14 protein-coding genes are annotated in these 19,178 nt (G+C 74.4%); 10 read left to right on the top strand and 4 right to left on the bottom strand.

What is annotated here, in order from left to right; genetic code table 11:
* Window positions 1–45: 45 nt before the first annotated feature.
* The 4 genes from treS to BLT39_RS16185 all read left to right on the top strand — a co-directional run bounded on the left by treS (window position 46) and on the right by BLT39_RS16185 (window position 7,465).
* Entirely contained in the window at window positions 46–1,878 is a 1,833-nt protein-coding gene (gene treS / locus BLT39_RS16200; protein WP_091065778.1) for a maltose alpha-D-glucosyltransferase, read from the top strand.
* A complete protein-coding gene (locus tag BLT39_RS16195; RefSeq protein ID WP_091065777.1) occupies window positions 1,875–3,224 on the top strand; it encodes a maltokinase N-terminal cap-like domain-containing protein in 1,350 nt (449 codons plus the stop codon). The genes treS and BLT39_RS16195 overlap by 4 nt, the downstream gene beginning before the upstream one ends.
* 26 nt (window positions 3,225–3,250) lie before the next feature.
* A complete protein-coding gene (gene glgB / locus BLT39_RS16190; protein WP_091065772.1) occupies window positions 3,251–5,923 on the top strand; it encodes a 1,4-alpha-glucan branching protein GlgB in 2,673 nt (890 codons plus the stop codon).
* A gap of 126 nt (window positions 5,924–6,049) precedes the next feature.
* Window positions 6,050–7,465, top strand: a complete 1,416-nt coding sequence (locus tag BLT39_RS16185) for a neutral zinc metallopeptidase (protein ID WP_091065768.1) — start codon at window positions 6,050–6,052, stop codon at window positions 7,463–7,465.
* Between the two features lie 7 nt (window positions 7,466–7,472).
* On the opposite strand, the gene BLT39_RS16180 is transcribed toward BLT39_RS16185, so the two are convergent.
* On the bottom strand, window positions 7,473–8,450 hold the full coding sequence (locus BLT39_RS16180) for a tetratricopeptide repeat protein (RefSeq protein ID WP_091066297.1): 978 nt from the start codon (window positions 8,448–8,450) through the stop codon (window positions 7,473–7,475).
* Between the two features lie 328 nt (window positions 8,451–8,778).
* Between BLT39_RS16180 and BLT39_RS23095 the strand changes: the two genes are divergently transcribed.
* Window positions 8,779–9,330: a C40 family peptidase gene (locus BLT39_RS23095; RefSeq protein ID WP_242658479.1), complete on the top strand. Its 552-nt coding sequence runs from the start codon at window positions 8,779–8,781 to the stop codon at window positions 9,328–9,330.
* Window positions 9,331–9,465: 135 nt separating this feature from the next.
* Here BLT39_RS23095 and BLT39_RS16170 read toward each other — a convergent pair whose 3' ends face one another.
* The 3 genes from BLT39_RS16170 to BLT39_RS16160 are packed head-to-tail and all read right to left on the bottom strand — an operon-like array spanning window position 9,466 to window position 13,118.
* Window positions 9,466–10,938 (bottom strand): phytoene desaturase family protein, encoded by a 1,473-nt coding sequence (locus tag BLT39_RS16170; RefSeq protein WP_091065763.1) that lies wholly within the window; start codon window positions 10,936–10,938, stop codon window positions 9,466–9,468.
* Window positions 10,939–10,962: 24 nt separating this feature from the next.
* Window positions 10,963–11,913 carry a methylmalonyl Co-A mutase-associated GTPase MeaB gene (gene meaB, locus BLT39_RS16165; protein WP_091065759.1) on the bottom strand — a complete coding sequence of 317 codons (951 nt, stop codon included), beginning with the start codon at window positions 11,911–11,913 and terminating at the stop codon, window positions 10,963–10,965.
* A 2-nt stretch (window positions 11,914–11,915) separates the two neighbouring features.
* A complete protein-coding gene (locus BLT39_RS16160; RefSeq protein WP_091065756.1) occupies window positions 11,916–13,118 on the bottom strand; it encodes an acetyl-CoA C-acetyltransferase in 1,203 nt (400 codons plus the stop codon).
* A gap of 161 nt (window positions 13,119–13,279) precedes the next feature.
* Between BLT39_RS16160 and BLT39_RS16155 the strand changes: the two genes are divergently transcribed.
* From BLT39_RS16155 to BLT39_RS16135, 5 genes are all read left to right on the top strand, one after another.
* Window positions 13,280–14,116: an alpha/beta fold hydrolase gene (locus tag BLT39_RS16155; protein ID WP_091065753.1), complete on the top strand. Its 837-nt coding sequence runs from the start codon at window positions 13,280–13,282 to the stop codon at window positions 14,114–14,116.
* A 101-nt stretch (window positions 14,117–14,217) separates the two neighbouring features.
* Window positions 14,218–14,667, top strand: coding sequence for a methylmalonyl-CoA epimerase (gene mce, locus BLT39_RS16150; RefSeq protein ID WP_091065749.1), 450 nt, complete (start codon window positions 14,218–14,220; stop codon window positions 14,665–14,667).
* 65 nt (window positions 14,668–14,732) lie between these two features.
* Window positions 14,733–16,064 carry a crotonyl-CoA carboxylase/reductase gene (gene ccrA / locus BLT39_RS16145; protein ID WP_091065746.1) on the top strand — a complete coding sequence of 444 codons (1,332 nt, stop codon included), beginning with the start codon at window positions 14,733–14,735 and terminating at the stop codon, window positions 16,062–16,064.
* Between the two features lie 87 nt (window positions 16,065–16,151).
* A complete protein-coding gene (locus tag BLT39_RS16140) occupies window positions 16,152–17,366 on the top strand; it encodes a coiled-coil domain-containing protein (RefSeq protein WP_091065742.1) in 1,215 nt (404 codons plus the stop codon).
* Between the two features lie 90 nt (window positions 17,367–17,456).
* On the top strand, window positions 17,457–19,178 hold the full coding sequence (locus BLT39_RS16135; RefSeq protein ID WP_131801499.1) for a hypothetical protein: 1,722 nt from the start codon (window positions 17,457–17,459) through the stop codon (window positions 19,176–19,178).

Genomic DNA, 19,178 nt, shown 5'->3' with positions numbered 1-19,178 from the left:
CCGGCTCCCGTCCCTCCTCCCCAGAACCGAGGACCGAGCTCCCCCATGACCGTCCCCGCCCAGCACGCCGACCGGCCGGGTCTGCCGGCACCCGGTAGCGACCCGGAGTGGTACAAGCGCGCCGTCTTCTACGAGGTCCTCGTCCGGGGCTTCGCCGACTCCAACGCCGACGGCATCGGCGACCTGCGCGGCATGATCGGCAAGCTGGACTATCTGCAGTGGCTCGGCGTCGACTGCCTGTGGTTGCCGCCGTTCTTCGCCTCGCCCCTGCGCGACGGCGGCTACGACGTCGCCGACTACACCGCGGTGCTGCCCGAGTTCGGCGACATCGAGGACTTCAAGGAGCTCGTGGCCAAGGCCCACGAGCGCGGCATGCGGATCATCATCGACTTCGTCATGAACCACACCTCGGACCAGCACCCCTGGTTCCAGGCCAGCCGCAACGACCCCGAGGGGCCCTACGGCGACTTCTACGTCTGGTCCGACGACGACACGAAGTACTCCGACGCGCGGATCATCTTCGTCGACACCGAGGTGTCGAACTGGACCTTCGACCCGGTGCGCAAGCAGTACTTCTGGCACCGGTTCTTCAGCCACCAGCCCGACCTGAACTTCGAGAACCCGAAGGTGGTCGAGGCGATCCTCGACGCGCTGCGGTTCTGGCTGGACCTGGGCATCGACGGGTTCCGGCTGGACGCCGTGCCCTACCTGTTCGAGGAGGAGGGGACCAACTGCGAGAACCTCCCCAAGACCCACGAGCTGCTCAAGACCGTCCGCAAGGTCGTCGACGCCGAGTACCCCGACCGGGTGCTGCTGTGCGAGGCCAACCAGTGGCCGGCCGACGTCGTCGAGTACTTCGGCGAGGACGGCGACGAGTGCCAGATGGCCTTCCACTTCCCGGTCATGCCGCGGTTGTTCATGGCCGTCCGCCGGGAGCAGCGGTTCCCGATCTCGGAGATCATGGCCCAGACGCCGGCGATCCCCGAGAACTGCCAGTGGGGCGTCTTCCTCCGCAACCACGACGAGCTGACCCTCGAGATGGTCACCGACGAGGAACGCGACTACATGTGGGGCGAGTACGCCAAGGACCCCCGGATGAAGGCCAACATCGGCATCCGCCGGCGGCTGGCCCCGCTGCTGGACAACGACACCAACACCCTCGAGCTGTTCACCGCGCTGCTGCTGTCCCTGCCCGGGTCGCCGGTCCTGTACTACGGCGACGAGATCGGCATGGGCGACAACATCTGGCTCGGTGACCGCGACGGCGTGCGCACCCCGATGCAGTGGACCCCCGACCGCAACGGCGGGTTCTCCACCGCCGACCCGCAGCGGATGCACCTGCCCCTGGTCGCCGACCCGGTCTACGGCTACCAGGTGACCAACGTCGAGCAGCAGATGCGCAACACCACCTCGATGCTGCACTGGATCCGCCGGATGATCTCCGTCCGCAAGGAGCACCCGACCTTCGGCGTCGGCACCTTCACCGAGGTGGGGTCCCGCAACCCCACGGTGCTGTCCTTCGTCCGCGAGTTCGGCGACGACGTGGTGCTGTGCGTGAACAACCTGTCGCGCTTCCCGCAGCCGGTCGAGCTGGACCTGCGCCGGTTCGAGGGCTGCATCCCGGTCGAGCTGACCGGCCGGGTGGAGTTCCCGACCATCGGGGTGCTGCCCTACATGCTCACCCTGGCCGGGCACGGCTTCTACTGGTTCGAGCTGTCCAAGCCGGCCGTGCCGGCCACCGACGAGGACGACGAGGCCTGGGAGACCGCCACCAGCTCCAGCGTCGCGCAGTCGCTGCTGGAGGCCGGCATCGTCGGGTCGCCCGACGACCCGCCCGGCGGCAGCGGCGGGCTCGGCGTCGAGGGGAGCGACCGGTGAGCGCGCTGACCGACCTGCTGGCCGAGTGGATGCCGCACCAGCGCTGGTTCGGCGGCAAGGGCCGCGAGTGGGCGTCGGTGGCCGAGGACGGCTTCTTCCTCGACGAGGCCTCCCCCGTGCTGTCGGTGCACCGCGTGCGGATCGGCTACGCCGACGGCGCCGAGGAGACCTACCTGGTCCCGCTGTCCTGGCGCAGCGAGCCCGACGAGGAGGTCGCGCACGCCTACGTGGGCTCCGTCGGGGACAACCACGCCTACGACGCGATGCGCGACCGCGACGCCACGGTGCCGTGGCTGACCCACCTGGTGGCGGCCTCCACCGTGGGGCCGATGCACTTCCACCCGGCGGGCGTGGCCTACATCCCCGAGGGCCTGCCCGGTGACGTCATCTCCGGCGAGCAGTCCAACACCTCGCTGATCTACGGCGAGACCGCGATCCTCAAGCTGTTCCGCCGCCTCGAGCCGGGGCTCAACCCCGACGTCGAGGTGCACGAGGCGCTGCGGGCGACCCAGAACCCGCACATCGCCCCGCTGCTGGGCCACGTCGAGATCGACGGCGAGCCGGGCACCGAGCCGGCCACCGTCGCCTTCCTGCAGGCCTTCGTGCCCAACGCCAGCGACGGCTGGCGGCTGGCCACCTCCAGCGTGCGCGACCTCTACGCCGAGGCCGACCTGCACGCCGACGAGGTGGGCGGCGACTTCGCCGGCGAGGCCGAGCGGCTGGGCGAGGCGACCGCCGCGGTGCACCGCGACCTGGCCGCGGTGCTGCCCACCGCCGAGGTCGGCGCCGACTGGTACGCCGAGCTCGCCACCCAGCTCACCGCGCGGCTGGACGCCGCCGTCGGCATCGTGCCCGAGCTGGCCGAGCACGCCGACGGCCTGCGGGCGCTCTACGCCGGGGTGGCCGACCTCGACGCGCCCACCACCGCGCAGCGGGTGCACGGCGACCTGCACCTGGGCCAGGTGCTGCGGACCACCACCGGCTGGATCGTGCTGGACTTCGAGGGCGAGCCCGCCCGGTCGCTGGCCGCCCGCCGGGAGCTGGACAGCCCGCTGCGCGACGTCGCGGGGATGCTGCGCTCCTTCGACTACGCCGCCCGGCACCTGCTCGTCGAGCAGCCCGGCGAGACCCAGCTGGCCTACCGGGCGCAGGAGTGGGCCGAGCGCAACCGCGCCGCGTTCTGCGCCGGCTACGCCGGGGCCAGCGGCACCGACCCCGCCACCTCCCCGCTGCTGCGGGCGCTCGAGGCGGACAAGGCCGTCTACGAGTGCGTCTACGAGGCGCGCAACCGCCCGCACTGGCTGATGATCCCGTTGACCTCCCTGGCCCGCCTGGCCGCGAGCTGACCGACCCACCACAGGACGGAGCCACGATGACCTCGCAGGACCACCCGCAGGACCACCCGCAGGACCCGCTCGACCCCGACGACCTGCAGCGCACCGTGCAGGAGAAGACCGAGGCCTTCCAGGCCGAGCTCGAGCAGGCCGAGCGCGACAGCCCGAGCAACCCCGGCCAGGGCGTGACGGCCACCCCGGTCGTGGCCCCGGCGCCGGTCGCCGAGCCCGGCAACCCGTCGGCGCCCTCGGCCCCGCAGCCCGAGCCCCCGGACGGCGACCCCGCCGAGCCCGGTCACCCGGAGCCCCGCGAGGACGGCCAGCAGGCCGGCACCGGCGGCGACACCCCCGCCGGGACCGCGGACCTCTCCCCCGCCTCGACGAGCCCCGAGTCGGGTGGCACACCGGGGGGTGACCAGGGGCCCGCCGCGGACCGCGCGCCGGAGCACCCCAGCAGCGCGGTCGCCTCCCCCCGTCGCACCCGGGCCGCCTCGCCGTCCAGCGCGCCGGTCGAGCCGGCCGTCGTGGCCGGCGCACCGGTCGACCCCGACGCCGTCCGCGCCGTGGTCGAGGGCTGGTCGCACGACCCGCACGCCGTCCTCGGCGCCCACCCGGTGGGCGAGGGCTGGGCCGTGCGCACCCTGCGCCCGGACGCCGTCGCGGTGACCGTGGTGGACCAGGACGGCACCCGGTACGAGGCCCCGCAGCTGCACGGGGGCGGCGTCTACGAGGCGCTGCTCCCTTCCCAGCCCGGCGACTACCGCGTCGAGGTGGTCTACGGCGACGGGCAGGGCGGCACGAACACGGTGCTGGCCGACGACCCCTACCGCTGGCTGCCCACCCTGGGCGAGATGGACCAGCACCTGATCCGCGAGGGCCGGCACGAGCGGCTGTGGGAGGTGCTCGGCGCGCACGTGCGCAGCTACGACACCCCCGGCGGCACCGTCACCGGCGTCTCCTTCGCCGTCTGGGCGCCCAACGCCCGCGGGGTCAAGGTCACCGGCGACTTCGACTGGTGGCAGGCCCGCGCGCTGCCGATGCGCTCGCTGGGCTCCTCGGGGGTCTGGGAGCTGTTCGTGCCCGCCGCCGAGGTCGGCCAGCGGTACCGCTTCCACGTGCTCGGCGCCGACGGCGAGTGGCGGGAGAAGAGCGACCCGCTGGCCTTCGCCACCGAGGTGCCCCCGCTCAACGCCAGCGTCATCACCGACTCCACCTACGAGTGGGGCGACGACGCGTGGCTGGCCGACCGGGCCGCGGGCAACTGGCACGAGCGCCCGGTCAGCGCCTACGAGGTGCACCTGGGCTCGTGGAAGCAGGGCCTGTCCTACCGGCAGCTGGCCGACGAGCTGGTCGAGTACGCCACCTACGCCGGGTTCACCCACCTGGAGTTCATGCCGGTCGCCGAGCACCCCTTCGGCGGGTCCTGGGGCTACCAGGTCACCGGTTACTTCGCCCCGTCGGCCCGCTTCGGCGTCCCCGACGACTTCCGCTACCTGGTGGACAAGGCCCACCAGGCCGGTCTCGGCGTGATCATCGACTGGGTGCCGGCGCACTTCCCGAAGGACGCCTGGTCGCTGGGCCGCTTCGACGGCACCGCCCTCTACGAGCACGGCGACCCCCGCCGCGGCGAGCAGATGGACTGGGGCACCTTCGTCTTCGACTTCGGCCGCTCCGAGGTGCGCAACTTCCTGGTCGCCAACGCCCTGTACTGGTGCAAGGAGTTCCACGTCGACGGCCTGCGCGTCGACGCCGTCGCGTCGATGCTCTACCTGGACTACTCGCGCAAGGAGGGCGAGTGGTCCCCGAACATCCACGGCGGGCGGGAGAACCTGGAGGCCGTGGCGTTCCTGCAGGAGATGAACGCGACCGTCTACCGCGAGGTCCCCGGCGTGATGACCATCGCCGAGGAGTCCACCGCGTGGCCCGGCGTCACCCGGCCGACCTACCTCGGGGGCCTGGGCTTCGGGTTCAAGTGGAACATGGGCTGGATGCACGACTCGCTCGGCTACGTCGAGAAGCAGCCGGTGCACCGGGTCTACCACCACAACCAGCTCACGTTCTCCCTCGTCTACGCCTACAGCGAGAACTACGTGCTGCCGATCAGCCACGACGAGGTCGTCTACGGCAAGGGCTCGCTGCTGCGGAAGATGCCCGGTGACCGGTGGCAGCAGCTGGCCAACGTGCGGGCCTACCTGGCCTACATGTGGGCCCACCCCGGCAAGCAGCTGCTGTTCATGGGCCAGGAGTTCGCCCAGGACGGCGAGTGGGCCGACTCCCGGTCCCTGGACTGGTGGCACCTCGACGACCCGGCGCACCGGGCCGTGCTGTCGCTGGTCGCCGACCTGAACGCCCGGTACAAGGAGATCGAGGCGCTCTGGAGCCTGGACGTCGACCCCGGCGGGTTCCAGTGGATCGACGCCAACGACGCCGCGGGCAACGTGCTCAGCTTCCTGCGCTACGGCTCCGGCGGCTCGGCGCTGGCCTGCGTGGCCAACTTCGCCGGCACGCCGCACGAGGGGTACCGGATCGGCCTGCCGCGCGGCGGCCGCTGGCGCGAGGTGCTCAACACCGACGCCGAGGGCTACGGCGGCTCGGGCGTGGGCAACCTGGGCGGCGTGGACGCCGTCCCCGAGCCCTGGCACGGGCAGCCGTTCTCCGCGGTGGTCAGCGCGCCGCCGCTGGGCACCTGCTGGTTCCTGCACGAGGGGTGACGCCCACCGGCCCCGGACGACCCCGCGCGGGTGGTCCGGGGCCGGTCTCGTCGCGGGAGGCCGCGTGGTCGGCCATGATGGTCCCGCCGTCCGGGCCTGGTCCGGACCGACGCAGAACGGGAGCCCATGACCGCGACGTCCCGCCCGGTGGCCCTGGCCGCCGGCCTCGTGTCCCTGGCCCTGGTGCTGTCGGGCTGCGGCGGCACCCTGGTGGCCGGGCAGGCCAGCTCGGCCGAGCCGCCGATCACCGACGTCGCCCCGGACGCGTTCCCGATCACCGGCGCGGCCGAGACGCCCGCCGACGTCACCGCGCGCAACGCGCTGGCCGACCTGAACGACTTCTGGGCCCAGCAGTTCCCCGACGTCTACGGCGAGGACTTCCCGCAGCTGTCCGGCGGCTACTTCTCCGTCGACCCCGGGGACGTCGACGCGTCGCTGTACCCGGGCGGGGAGATCGGCTGCAGCTCCGCGCCGGAGGAGGTGGAGCAGAACGCCTTCTACTGCCCGCCCGACGTCGGTGCGTCCAACGAGGACTCGATCAGCTACGACCGGGCGTTCCTGCAGGAGCTCGCCGACCAGTACGGCCGGTTCCTGCCGGCGCTGATCATGGCCCACGAGTTCGGCCACGCGGTGCAGGGCCGGGTCGGCTACCCGGCGAACGACACCTCGATCAACACCGAGACGCAGGCCGACTGCTTCGCCGGTGCCTGGACCCGCTGGGTCGCCGACGGCAACGCCGCGCACGAGACCATCCGCGCGCCCGAGCTCGACGGCCTGCTGGCCGGGTACTTCATCGTGCGCGACCCCCCGGGCACCGGCGCGGACGACAGCCAGGCGCACGGCTCCTACTTCGACCGGGTCTCGGCGATCCAGGACGGCTACGACGGCGGCGCGGCCGCGTGCCGGGACAACTACGAGTCCGACCGGGTCTTCACCCAGACCGAGTTCACCACCGACTCCGACCTCGCAAACGACGGCAACCTGCCCCTGGACCAGGTGCCCGACCTGATCGACCAGTCGCTGCCGATCTACTACGAGGACTCCTTCGGCAGCGACCTCGGCGCCGACTTCACCGCGCCCACCATCGAGCCCTTCGACGGCGACGCCCCCGACTGCCTGTCCCCCGACGCCAAGGCCGGGTTCTGCGCCGACGACGACACCGTCTACTACGACTCGTCCGAGCTGGCCGGGCCGGCCTACGACGAGATCGGCGACTACGCGGTGCTCACCGCGGTGGCCATCCCCTACGGCCTGGCCGCGCGGGAGCAGCTGGGGCTGTCCACCGACGACGAGGACGCCATCCGGTCGGCCACCTGCCAGGCCGGGGCCTTCTCCGGCGCGGCGCTGTACGGCGAGGTCGTGCGCGGGGACGAGGGCATCACGCTGTCCCCGGGCGACTTCGACGAGGCCGTCACCTTCCTGCTGACCTACGGCAAGGACCCGACGGTGTTCCCCGACGTCGGCCTGTCGGGCTTCCAGCTGGTCGACGTGTTCCGGCAGGGCTTCCTGTTCGGGCTGACGTCGTGCGGCCTGGAGGCCTGAGCGCGCCCTAGAAGAGCGCGGCCGACAGCTGGCGCCGGGCGGCCCCCACCCGGGGGTCGTCGTTGCCCACGACGCCGAACAGCTCGACCAGGTGCAGCCGGGCCGCGTCCCGGTCCTCGCCCGCGGTGCGCCGGACGACGTCCAGCAGCCGGGCGAAGGCGCCGTCGACGTCGCCGGTGCCGAGCAGGAAGTCCGCGGCGCGGGTCTGCGCGGCGACGTCGTCGGGGGCGGCGTCGGCGGCGGTCAGCGCGTCGGGGCCGGCCTCCTCGGCGCGGCGGAACAGCGCGACCTGCTTGATGGCCACCGAGGCGACCGGGTGGTCGGGCTCGACGTCGAGGATCTGCTGGTAGGCGGCCTCGGCACCGGCCAGGTCCCCGGCGTCCAGGGCGGCCTCGGCGGCGTCCAGCCGCGGGTCCTCGGGCTCCTCGGGCTCGGCGGCGGCCCCGGGGACCGCGCCCCCGGTGGTCGCCGCGACCAGCTCGGTGACGAACTGCCGCGCCTGCTCCTCGGGGATCGCCCCGGTGAACTCGGCGACCAGCTGGCCCTGCCAGACGGCCTTCACCGCCGGGATGCCCTGCACGCGCAGGCCCTGGGCCAGGTTCGGGTTGGCGTCGACGTCGACCTTGGCCAGCACCCAGCTGCCCCCGCCCTCGGTGGCCAGCTTCTCCAGCACCGGCGAGAGCTGCTTGCACGGGCCGCACCACTCGGCCCACAGGTCCAGCACGACCGGGACCTGGAACGAGCGGTCGATGACCTCGGTCTGGAAGGTGGCCTCGTCGACGTCGACCACGGCGCCCCCGGGCGCACCGGCGGGTGTTGTCGCGCTCGGCGGCGGGGCGGCGGCCGCGCGGGCGGCGGCGTCCGAGCGGGCCTTGACCGCGGCCAGGTCGACCGCCCCGGCCAGCGAGGCGGCCAGCTGGGCCTGCTGCGCGGCGGCGCGGGGGTCGGTGGGCTGGCCGGGTCGGGCGGGGCGGGACGGCTGCATGGCCGCCATGCTCCCACCGCCGGGACGACGCCGCCGTGGCCGGGCCGGGCCGGTGTGGGGGTCCTCACGCCGGGTTGCGGCCGGGCCCCGGGGTCTGGCTACGGTGGGCCGAGCCGGTCGGCGGGGCTTCCCCCGCGTCCGACCGGCACCGCCAGGGCACCCGCGTCGGCGACGACCGGCGTGCGGGTCCGGCCGGGCAGTTCGGCGACCGCCGTGGGCGGGCCGATCCAGGATGCGCCGGAGCGCAGCTGCCCCCGACGTCCGTCCGCCCGCTGCCCGAGCAGCGGCGGTCCGGTGTCCCGGCGGACGACCAGGAGAGGACCGATCCGTGGCCCCCACCTCCATGACCTCCCCCAGCACCTCCACCCCCGACGGCGGCCTGCGCCGCCGCCTCGGCCGGCTCGTGTTCACCGGTGCCGCCGCGGCCGCGCTGGCCGTCGGCGTCCTGCCCGGCGCCACCGGGACCGCGCAGGCCGCGCCCGTCGCGGTGACCGACGCCCCCGCGCCGTCCTCGGGCATCGCGGCGCCCACCCCGGCCACGCAGGCCGCGGTGGACCACGCCATGGCCCAGGTCGGCGATGCCTACGCCTACGGCGGCAACGGCCCGTCGGCCTACGACTGCTCGGGGCTGACCCAGCAGTCCTTCGCCGCCGCCGGCGTCGAGCTCCCCCGCCGCAGCGCCGACCAGGCCGCCGTCGGCACCCCGGTCGACCGCGCGTCGCTGCTGCCCGGCGACCTGGTCTTCTACTACTCCCCGGTCAGCCACGTGGCGGTCTACATCGGTGACGGCCAGGTGGTGCACGCGCTGAACTCCGACACCGGCGTCGTCACCGGCAGCGTCGACATGCCCGGCTACCAGTTCGCCCGCCGCGTCGCCTGACCCCGGGACCCCCGCCCCCGACCCCGCCAGCATTGATCAGGTCCCCTGATCGAAGTCCGTCCTCCTGCACGAGATCTGGTGCGGGAGGACGGACTTGGATCAACCCACCTGATCGAAGTCCGGGAACCGGGGCCGTCAGGTGGGCGGGGCGGGGCGCAGGGGCGGGACGTCGCGGACGCCGAACACCTTCCGCAGCGCCACCCGCGCCGCGTTGTCGCCGCACATGCCGTGCACCGCGGGCCCGGGCGGGGTGGCCGCCGACGCCATGAACACGTGCTCCAGGGGCGTGCTGTAGGTGTTCCAGCGCGGCACCGGGCGGGCGAGCATCTGCAGCAGCGAGGCCTCGCCGTTGGAGATGTCGCCGCCGACGTTGTTCGGGTTCCACTCCTGCATCTGCGGGGCGGTCTTCGTCGCCCGCGCCAGGATCGTGTCCCGGAAGCCGGGGGCGAACCGCTCGATCTGCGCCTCGATCTGCGTGGTCATGTCGACGTCCGAGCCGTGCGGGACGTGCACGTAGGCCCAGAACACGTGCTTGCCCTCCGGCGCGCGGGTCGGGTCCAGCACGGTGGGCTGCACGGCCAGCACGTAGGGCTCGTCGGTCAGCCGCCCGGCCGCCGGCGCGGCCTCGCCGGCGATCGTCTCGGCGAGGGTGCCGGCCACGTGCACGGTGCCGGCGCGGCGGACGTCGGGGTGGGTCCACGGCACCGGGTCCGACAGCGCCCAGTCGACCTTGAACACCCCGGGCCCGTGCTTGTACCGGCGCACCCAGCGCCGGTAGCCCGGGGTCAGCCGGTCGCCGGCCATCTCGACGAAGGCGTCGGGCGAGGTGTCCAGCAGCACGGCCGGCACGCCGTCGAACTCGCGCAGGTCGGTGACCTCGTGCCCGTACTCCACCGAGCCGCCCTGCTGCTCCAGCGCGGTGACCATCGCGTCGGCCATCCGCTGGGTGCCGCCCTCGGGCAGCGGCCAGCCGCGGTGGTGGGCCAGCATCGTCAGCACCATGCCCAGGCCCGCCGTCAGCGGCCGGGTCAGGTCCAGCATGCCGTGCGCCGCAGCCCCGCCGACCAGCGCCCGGGCCGGCTCCCCGTCGAAGGCCCGGTGCGCCAGCCAGCGGATGTTGGGCAGGGCGTTGAGCGCGAACCGGGTGACCGCGCCGAGGCTGCGGGTGGGCAGCCGGCGGAAGGCCGAGGACAGGAAGTAGTCGATGACGTCGTCGCCGTGCTCCACCAGCGGGCCGAGCAGCTTCCGGTAGGCGTCCCCGTCGGCGCCCAGCCCGGCCGCGGTGCGGTCCAGGTCGTGGTGGGCGACCGCGGCCCGGCCGCCGTCCAGCGGGTGGGCGAAGGCCACCTCGGGGTGGATCATCGTGACGCCGCGGGAGGCCCAGTCGAACTCCCGGAAGAACGGCGAGGCCACGCCCATCGGGTGCACCGCCGAGCAGATGTCGTGCGCGAACCCCGGGAGGGTGACCTCCTCGGTGCGCATGCCGCCACCGGGCCGGGACGCCCGTTCCACGACCTGGACCCGCAGCCCGGCCGCGGACAGCCGCAGTGCGGCGGCCAGCCCGTTCGGCCCGGCCCCGACGACGACGGCATCCGGTCGCGAGCTCATGGCCCCAGTCTCCCCCCGGGGCCCTCAGAGCCGCCCGACGAGCTCGTCGGCGGCGGTGTAGGGGTCGCACTCCCCGGCCACCACCCGGTCGGCGAGCGCGTCGACCGCGCCGGCCCCGCCGACGTCGCCCATCCGGCGGCGCAGCTCGCCGACCGCGATGGCCTCGATCTCCCGCGCGGCCCGCACCCGGCGGCGCCGGTCGCCCTCGCCGGAGGACGCCAGCCAGGCCCGGTGCTCCTCGACCCGGGCGAGCACGTCGTCGATGCCGGTGCCCTCCGAGGCCACCGTGCGCACCACCGGCGGCCGCCAGCCCGACGGCGGGGCCATGGTGAGCATCGACCGCAGCTCGCGGGTGGTGCGGTCGGCACCCTCCCGGTCGGCCTTGTTCACCACGAGGACGTCGGCCACCTCGAGGATCCCGGCCTTGGCGGCCTGGATGCCGTCGCCCATGCCCGGCGCCACCAGCACCAGGGTGGTGTCGGCCAGCGAGGCGACCTCGAGCTCGGACTGGCCCACGCCGACCGTCTCCACCACGACGACGTCGCAGCCGGCGCCGTCGAGCACCCGCAGCGCCTGCGGGGTGGCCCAGGACAGCCCGCCCAGGTGCCCGCGCGATGCCATCGACCGGATGAAGACACCCGGGTCGTCGGCGTGGTCGCCCATCCGCACCCGGTCACCGAGCAGCGCGCCGCCGGAGAACGGGGAGGACGGGTCGACCGCCAGCACGCCCACCCGCAGGTCCCGCCGACGCAGCCCGCGCACCAGGGCGGTGGTGGTGGTCGACTTGCCGACCCCGGGCGGGCCGGTGATGCCCAGCACCTGCGCCCGGCCGGTGTGCGGGGCCAGTGCCGCGGCGACCTCGCGCAGCGCCTTGCTCTCCTGCTCGACGAGGGAGATCAGCCGGGCGACCGAGCGCGGGTCGCCGTCCCGGGCGCCGGCGACCAGTGCGCCGACGTCCGGGGTCCGGCGTCCCACCGTCAGGCGGGGACGTGCACGACCAGGGCGTCGCCCTGGCCGCCGCCACCGCACAGCGCGGCCGCGCCGGTGCCGCCGCCGCGCCGCTTGAGCTCCAGCGCCAGGTGCAGCACGATCCGCGCACCGCTCATCCCGACCGGGTGGCCCAGTGCGATGGCGCCGCCGTTGACGTTGACCTTCTCCGGGTCCAGGCCCAGCTCGCGGGTGGACACGATGCCCACTGCGGCGAACGCCTCGTTGATCTCGACCAGGTCCAGGTCGGCCGGGCTGATGCCCTCGCGCTCGCAGGCCGCGGCGATCGCCCGGGAGGGCTGCTGCTGCAGGGTGGCGTCGGGGCCGGCGACCACGCCGTGCGCGCCGATCTCCGCGAGCACCGTGCAGCCGAGCTCGGCGGCCTTGGCCGCGCTCATGACGACGACCGCGCAGGCGCCGTCGGAGATCTGCGAGGCGGTGCCGGCGGTGATCGTGCCGTCCTTCGTGAAGGCCGGCTTGAGCTTGCCGAGGGACTCGGCGGTGGTGTCGGCGCGGATGCCCTCGTCCTCGCGGAACTCGATCGGGTCGCCCTTGCGCTGCGGGATCGCCACGGTGACGACCTCGTCGTCGAACAGGCCGTTCTTGTGCGCGGCGGCCGCGCGCTGGTGGCTGGCCGCGGCGAAGGCGTCCTGCTCCTCGCGGGTCAGGTCGTAGCGGCTGTTGGCCTGCTCGGTGAGCAGGCCCATCGCGACCTGGTCGAAGGTGTCGGAGAGGCCGTCGTGGGCCATCGAGTCGACCAGCGTGGTGTTGCCGTACTTGGTGCCGGTGCGGGACCCCGCGAGCAGGTGCGGCGCCTGGGTCATCGACTCCATGCCGCCGGCCACGACGACGTCGAACTCCCCGGCGCGGATGAGCTGGTCGGCCAGCGCGATCGCGTCGATCCCGGACAGGCAGACCTTGTTCAGCGTGAAGGAGGGCACGGTCATCGGGATGCCGCCGGCGACGGCGGCGGGGCGGGCCGGGTTCTGGCCGGCGCCGGCCTGGATGACCTGGCCCATGATCACGTACTCGACCTGGTCGCCGCTGATCCCGGCCTTCTCCAGGGCGCCCTTGATCGCCACACCGCCCAGGTCGGCGGCGGAGAAGTCCTTGAGGGAGCCGAGCAGCCGGCCCATCGGGGTGCGGGCGCCGCCGACGATCACGGAGCGGTTCGGGGCTGCGGGCTTGACCATCGGTCCTCCAGGGGTGTGCACCGCCCTCGTTGGCGGCCCACCGAGCCTAGGGCGCCCGGAGCGGGCGTGCCGACGGCTGGTGACCGAGTTCACCATGGTTCCGGTCGCGCACAACCGGGTATGCGCGCCCCGCAACCGACGACGACCGAGGAGATCAGAGCATGCCCCGCGTGACCGTAGGCACCGAGAACTCAGCACCGATCGAGCTGTACTACGAGGACCACGGCACCGGCCGCCCCGTCGTGCTGATCCACGGCTGGCCCCTGTCGGGGAAGTCGTGGGAGGCCCAGGTGCCCGCCCTGGTCGAGGCCGGCCACCGCGTCGTCACCTACGACCGGCGCGGCTTCGGCGAGTCGGACAAGCCCTTCGACGGCTACGACTACGACACCTTCGCCGCGGACCTCGACGCCCTGCTCACCCACCTGGACCTCACCGACGTCACCCTCGTCGGCTTCTCCATGGGCGGTGGCGAGGTCGTGCGCTACATCGCCGGCCACGGCACCGACCGGGTCCGCTCCGCGGTGCTCGCCGCCGCCGTGCCGCCCTACCTGTACCAGAGCGAGGACAACCCCGACGGCGGGCTGGACGACGCCACCATCGAGACCTTCCAGGACGGCGTGCGCACCGACCGCCCCGCGTTCCTGGAGGACTTCGTGGAGAACTTCTTCGCCGCGGGCGAGAAGAAGGACCTGGTCAGCGGCGCGCAGAAGGCCTTCGCCCGGCAGATCGCGAACACCGCGTCGCCGAAGGGCACGCTGGACTGCATCACCGCCTTCGGCCGCACCGACTTCCGGGACGACGTCGCCAAGGTGAGCGTGCCGACGCTGGTCATCCACGGCGACAGCGACGCCGTCGTCCCGTTCGAGGTGTCGGGCAAGCGCTCGGCCGAGGCGATCGACGGCGCCGAGCTCGTGGTCATCGAGGGCGGGCCGCACGGCATCAACGCCAGCCACGCGCAGGAGTTCAACACGGCCCTGCTGCAGTTCCTCGCCGAGTAGCCGCACCGACCGCGCGAGCCCGTCGTCCCCACCGGGGGCGGCGGGCTCTGCTGTGTCCAGGGTCACCAGCGGCAGGACGCCGTGGGCGGCACCATGCCCGCATGAGCGTCGACGGAGCCGCACTGCCCACCGAGCTGTTCACCACCATCGACCACGTCGGGATCGCCGTCCCGGACCTGGACGAGGCGATCGCCTTCTACGACCGCGCCTTCGGCGTGCGGTCGGTGCACGAGGAGACCAACGAGGAGCAGGGCGTCCGCGAGGCGATGCTCGCCGTCGGGTCCGGCGACACCCGCATCCAGCTCCTCGCGCCGCTGACCCCGGAGTCCACCATCGCGACGTTCATCGGGCGCTCGGGACCCGGCCTGCAGCAGCTGGCCTTCCGGGTCACCGACGTCGAGGCGGTCAGCGCCACCCTGCGCGAGCGCGGTCTGCGGCTGCTCTACGACGAGCCCCGCCGCGGCACCGCGGGCAGCCGGGTCAACTTCGTGCACCCCAAGGACGCCGGGGGCGTGCTCGTCGAGATCGTGGAACCGGCCACATCCCGCTGACATCCGGGCTACTCGTCAGTAACGTCCGCCAGCACACCGAGCCAACGACGACCCGGGAGCAGCACGTGAACGAGATCAGGGACGCCATCCTGTCCGACCAGCTGGCCGACATCGGGGGGCTGGGCGTGCCCGCCTCCTACCGCGGCGTGCTGGTGCGCAAGGACGAGCAGGACATGTTCGAGGGCCTGGCCACCAAGGACAAGGACCCCCGCAAGAGCCTGCACGTCGAGGAGGTGCCGACCCCCGAGCTGGGCCCGGGCGAGGCGATCGTGGCCGTGATGGCCTCCTCGGTGAACTACAACACCGTCTGGACGTCGATCTTCGAGCCGGCGTCGACCTTCGGGTTCCTGGAGCGCTACGGGCGGGTCTCCGAGCTCACCAAGCGGCACGACCTGCCCTACCACGTGGTGGGCTCCGACCTCGCCGGCGTCGTGCTGGCCGTGGGCCCGGGCGTGAACAAGTGGAAGGCCGGCGACGAGGTCGTCGCGCACTGCCTGTCGGTGGAGCTGGAGGACCCGGCCGGCCACGACGACACGATGATGGACCCCCAGCAGCGCATCTGGGGGTTCGAGACCAACTTCGGCGGCCTGGCCGAGCTGGCCCTGGTCAAGAGCAACCAGCTGCTGCCCAAGCCGGCCCACCTCACCTGGGAGGAGGCCGCCGCACCCGGCCTGGTCAACGCCACGGCCTACCGCCAGCTGGTCAGCAAGAACGGCGCCAACATGAAGCAGGGCGACACCGTGCTGATCTGGGGTGCCTCGGGCGGTCTGGGCTCCTACGCCACCCAGATGGCCCTCAACGGCGGTGCCATCCCCGTCTGCGTGGTCTCCAGCCCCGAGAAGGCCGAGATCGTGCGGAAGATGGGCGCCGAGCTGGTCATCGACCGCTCCGCCGAGGGCTACCGGTTCTGGAAGGACGAGAGCACCCAGGACCCCAAGGAGTGGCAGCGGTTCGGCAAGAAGATCCGCGAGCTGACCGGGGGCGAGGACATCGACATCGTCTTCGAGCACCCCGGCCGGGAGACCTTCGGCGCCAGCGTCTACGTCGCCAAGAAGGGCGGCACGATCATCACCTGCGCCTCGACCTCGGGCTACCTGCACGAGTACGACAACCGCTACCTGTGGATGAACCTCAAGAAGATCCTGAGCTCGCACTTCGCGAACTACAAGGAGGCCTACGAGGCCAACCGGCTCATCGACCGCGGCCTCATCCACCCCACGGTGTCCAAGGTCTACCCGATGGCCGAGGTCGGCCAGGCCGCCCGCGACGTCCAGACCAACACCCACCAGGGGAAGGTCGGCGTGCTCACCCTCGCCCCCGAGGAGGGCCTGGGCGTGCGCGACCACGACAAGCGCGCCCGGCACCTCGACGCCATCAACCGCTTCCGCGGCCTCTAGGCGACCGGCCGGCCCGCAGCCTGTGCAACGGCTGCGGGCCGGTCCGTCACGGGCCGCCCGGCCCGTCGTCTCTGGAAGGATGGGGCCATGAGCGACCCCCACGCCGAACTGCTCCCGCTCCGTGAGGCCACCTACTCCTTCGAGGTGGTGCGCAAGGGCTACCACCGCGACCAGGTGGCCGAGGCGATCGAGCGGCTCGACGCGGACCTGCGGGTCACCATGGCCGACCGGGACGCCGCCGCCTCCCGGGCCTCGGACCTGGCCGCCCAGCTCTCCGCGCTGCACCAGGAGATGGAGGCGCTGCGCCGCAAGGCAGCCTCCGCCGGTGCGCCCACCTTCGAGAACATGGGCGAGCGCATCTCGCACATGCTCCGGCTGGCCGAGGAGGAGGCCGCCGAGGTGCGCCGCCGGGCCGCCGAGGAGGCCGACGCGATCCGCGAGCGGATCACCGCCGAGGAGAACGCCTCGGTGCAGCGGCAGGCCCAGGCCGGCGCCGACGCCGACCGCGTGCTGGCCGAGGCCCGGCACGAGGCCGAGCAGATCGCCGCCAAGGCGCAGGCCCGGGCCGACGAGCTGGTCACCAAGGCCCAGGAGCGGGTGGCCCAGCTCGACACCGACTCCCAGGCCCGCCGCACCAAGATCGAGGAGGACTTCGAGATCGCGCAGCGGGCCCGGCGCACCGAGGCCGCCCGGCTCGAGGACGAGCGGGAGAAGGCCTCCACCGCGGCCGCCGAGCGGCGGGTCGCCGACGCCACCGCCCGCGCCGCCGCGCTGGTCACCGCCGCGCAGGAGGAGGCCGCCGCCGTCCGCCGGGTCCGCGACGAGCTGGCCGCCCGGCTGCACGAGGTCCGCAGCCTGCTCGGCCGGCTGCCCTCCCTCGCCGACTCCCCGCAGGCCGAGGGCACCTCCGCGCCGTCCGGGGAGGACGCGCCCGCGACGCCGGGGACCGACCAGGCCGGGGCCCGGGACGCGCAGCCCGCTCCCGGCGGGGCCGGCCCGGACGCGGCCGCGCCGCAGGCACCGGCCGGTCAGGCACCCGAGGGCGACACCCCGGCCGAGGAGGCACCCGACGGTGCCGCACCGGTCGAGCAGGCGCAGCCCACCCAGGCCGCCCCCGCTGCCCCGGCCCGGCCGGGGCAGGGCAGCACCGCCGCGTCGGCGGCGCCCTCGCGCCCGCCGCTGCAGCGCCCCGCGCCCCGGCCCGCACCCGCCACCGGGCCGGCCACCGCGGTGCAGCCCGCCGTGCGGTCGGTGCCGACCGGCAGCCAGCCCGCCCAGCGCGGGGACGCCGACCGCCGCTGATCCGGGACACCGCTGCTCGGAAGTGGCCGGCGGTGACCGTGCGTGTCAAGGTCATCACGTCGAGATGGACGGCCGCGGGAGCGTGATGACGTGTCGGTGGACGGCGCCGAGCACCGGCCGCGGCACCGTTCCCCCGGTCGCCCCGGCGTGCGGTGGACCGTGCTCGCCCCGCTGCTCGCGGTGGTGCTGGCCGCCCTCGTCTCGGCCCGGGTGCTGCGCAGCTCGCCGCTGGCCGACGACGGCGCGCTGACCGCCCCCGCCTGGGACTGGCTCGCCGGCGGACCGGCCCCCGACCCGTTCACCCCCGACGGCCTGGCCGTCGTGCACACCGCCGCCTGGGGCTGGCTCACCCGGGGCCCCGAGCGCGACACCGGGCTCGCCAGCGCCGGCCGCGAACTGCTGTGGGTCGCGCTGGTCGTCTCGTGCCTGATGCTGTGGCGGGTCGCCCGCCGGGCCCGGCTGGGCGACGCCGGGGCCGCGACCGCCGTCCTGCTCTTCGGTGCCGTCCCCGGGCTGGCCCTCGTGCACGCGGTCAGCTCCCCGGCGGCCTGGGCCGTGCCCTGGCTGCTGCTGGCCGCGTGGCTGGGCACCGGACGGCGGCGGCCCGCGGTCCGCGCCCTGGCCGGTCTCGCCGTCCTGCCGGCGGTCGTGCTGGCCCCCGACGTGCTGCTCCTCCTGGTGGCCGGCGCCGCGGCCGCGCTGGCCTCGGGCCGCCTCGGGCTGCGCTGGCCGGCGACGACCCGCACCGTCGTGGCCGGCCTGCTCGCGCCGGTCTTCGTCGGCCTGGTCCTGCTGCTGCCGGTCTGGGACCCCCAGCCCGACGTCGTCGCGCCGTGGGCCGCCGGCGGCGTCGTCCCCGTGCTGCTGACCGCCGGTCTGCTGGCGGCCGGGGCGCTGGGTGCGTGGCTGCTGCCCCGCTGGCGCCCGCCGGCGGCCGCGCTCGCCGCCACGACGCTGGCCGCGGTGGTCCCGCCGGGCCGGTTCGCCGCGTTGGTGGTCTGCCTGCCGGTCGGGGCGCTGGTCGCCGGCGCCCTGGTCCAGCGGCTGCTCGCGGTGGACGCCGTGCGGCGCGCCCGGCCGGTGCTCGCCGGGGTCGCGGCCGCCGGCCTGGTCGCCGCGCTGGTCGCGGCCGCGGTGCTGGTGCGCACCGGGCCGGCCGACGACTTCGGCGCCGGGGACCGGGCGGACCTCGTCGCGTGGCTGGCCGCCGAGGTGCCCCCGGGCACGCCGGTGGCCGCGGACGGGCTGCTCGCCGAGGACCTGCGCCGGGCCGGGGTGCCGCTCGGCGACGGCGGGCTCGCGGTCGGCCGCGGGGGCGCACGACCGGGCACGGCCGGCCTGGTCGTCGCCCGGTTCGGCGACGCGGAGAGCGGGCTGGTCGTCGCCGACCCGCGACGCCGGGGCCCGGACGCCGACCAGCGCCTGCTGCGCCGCGAGCTGTCGGCCGCCCTGCTGACCAACCCCACCACCGCCGACGCCGGGCAGGCCACCGGCGCGCTGCTGTCGGGGGACGTCGACCCGCGGCTGCTCACCCTGCTGGCCGGGGTCGCCGCCCAGTACGGCGTGGGCATCTCGGCGCTGCCGGCCGTGCCCGGGGAGGTGTCCACCCCGGTCCGGTACGCCGTCGTGGACTCCGTCGGCGGCGTCCGGCTGGCCGACGACCCCGCGCTGGCCGACCAGGTGGAGGACTGGCTGGCGGCCCAGCTGCCGCCCTACGCCCCCGACGTCGTCGAGGCCGACGCCGGGGGGCTGCGGGTCGGCTTCCGCTACGACCCCGACCCCGACGCCCTGGTCTCCGCGGCCAGCGGCTGA

Origin of the sequence: Klenkia brasiliensis (genome assembly GCF_900100695.1) — a bacterium.
In the GTDB taxonomy this organism is placed as follows: Bacteria; Actinomycetota; Actinomycetes; order Mycobacteriales; family Geodermatophilaceae; genus Klenkia; species Klenkia brasiliensis.
Note: the sequence above shows the minus strand (reverse complement) of the source record. Positions and strands in the feature narration are given on the sequence as shown.

What these genes read in the sequence shown, in the direction of transcription:
- treS (WP_091065778.1), top strand. Translation starts at nt 46, where the DNA reads ATGACCGTCCCCGCCCAGCACGCCGACCGGCCGGGTCTGCCGGCACCC.
- glgB (WP_091065772.1), top strand. Translation starts at nt 3,251, where the DNA reads ATGACCTCGCAGGACCACCCGCAGGACCACCCGCAGGACCCGCTCGAC.
- BLT39_RS16185 (WP_091065768.1), top strand. Translation starts at nt 6,050, where the DNA reads ATGACCGCGACGTCCCGCCCGGTGGCCCTGGCCGCCGGCCTCGTGTCC.
- BLT39_RS16180 (WP_091066297.1), bottom strand. Translation starts at nt 8,450, where the DNA reads ATGCAGCCGTCCCGCCCCGCCCGACCCGGCCAGCCCACCGACCCCCGC.
- BLT39_RS16170 (WP_091065763.1), bottom strand. Translation starts at nt 10,938, where the DNA reads ATGAGCTCGCGACCGGATGCCGTCGTCGTCGGGGCCGGGCCGAACGGG.
- BLT39_RS16160 (WP_091065756.1), bottom strand. Translation starts at nt 13,118, where the DNA reads ATGGTCAAGCCCGCAGCCCCGAACCGCTCCGTGATCGTCGGCGGCGCC.
- BLT39_RS16155 (WP_091065753.1), top strand. Translation starts at nt 13,280, where the DNA reads ATGCCCCGCGTGACCGTAGGCACCGAGAACTCAGCACCGATCGAGCTG.
- mce (WP_091065749.1), top strand. Translation starts at nt 14,218, where the DNA reads ATGAGCGTCGACGGAGCCGCACTGCCCACCGAGCTGTTCACCACCATC.
- BLT39_RS16140 (WP_091065742.1), top strand. Translation starts at nt 16,152, where the DNA reads ATGAGCGACCCCCACGCCGAACTGCTCCCGCTCCGTGAGGCCACCTAC.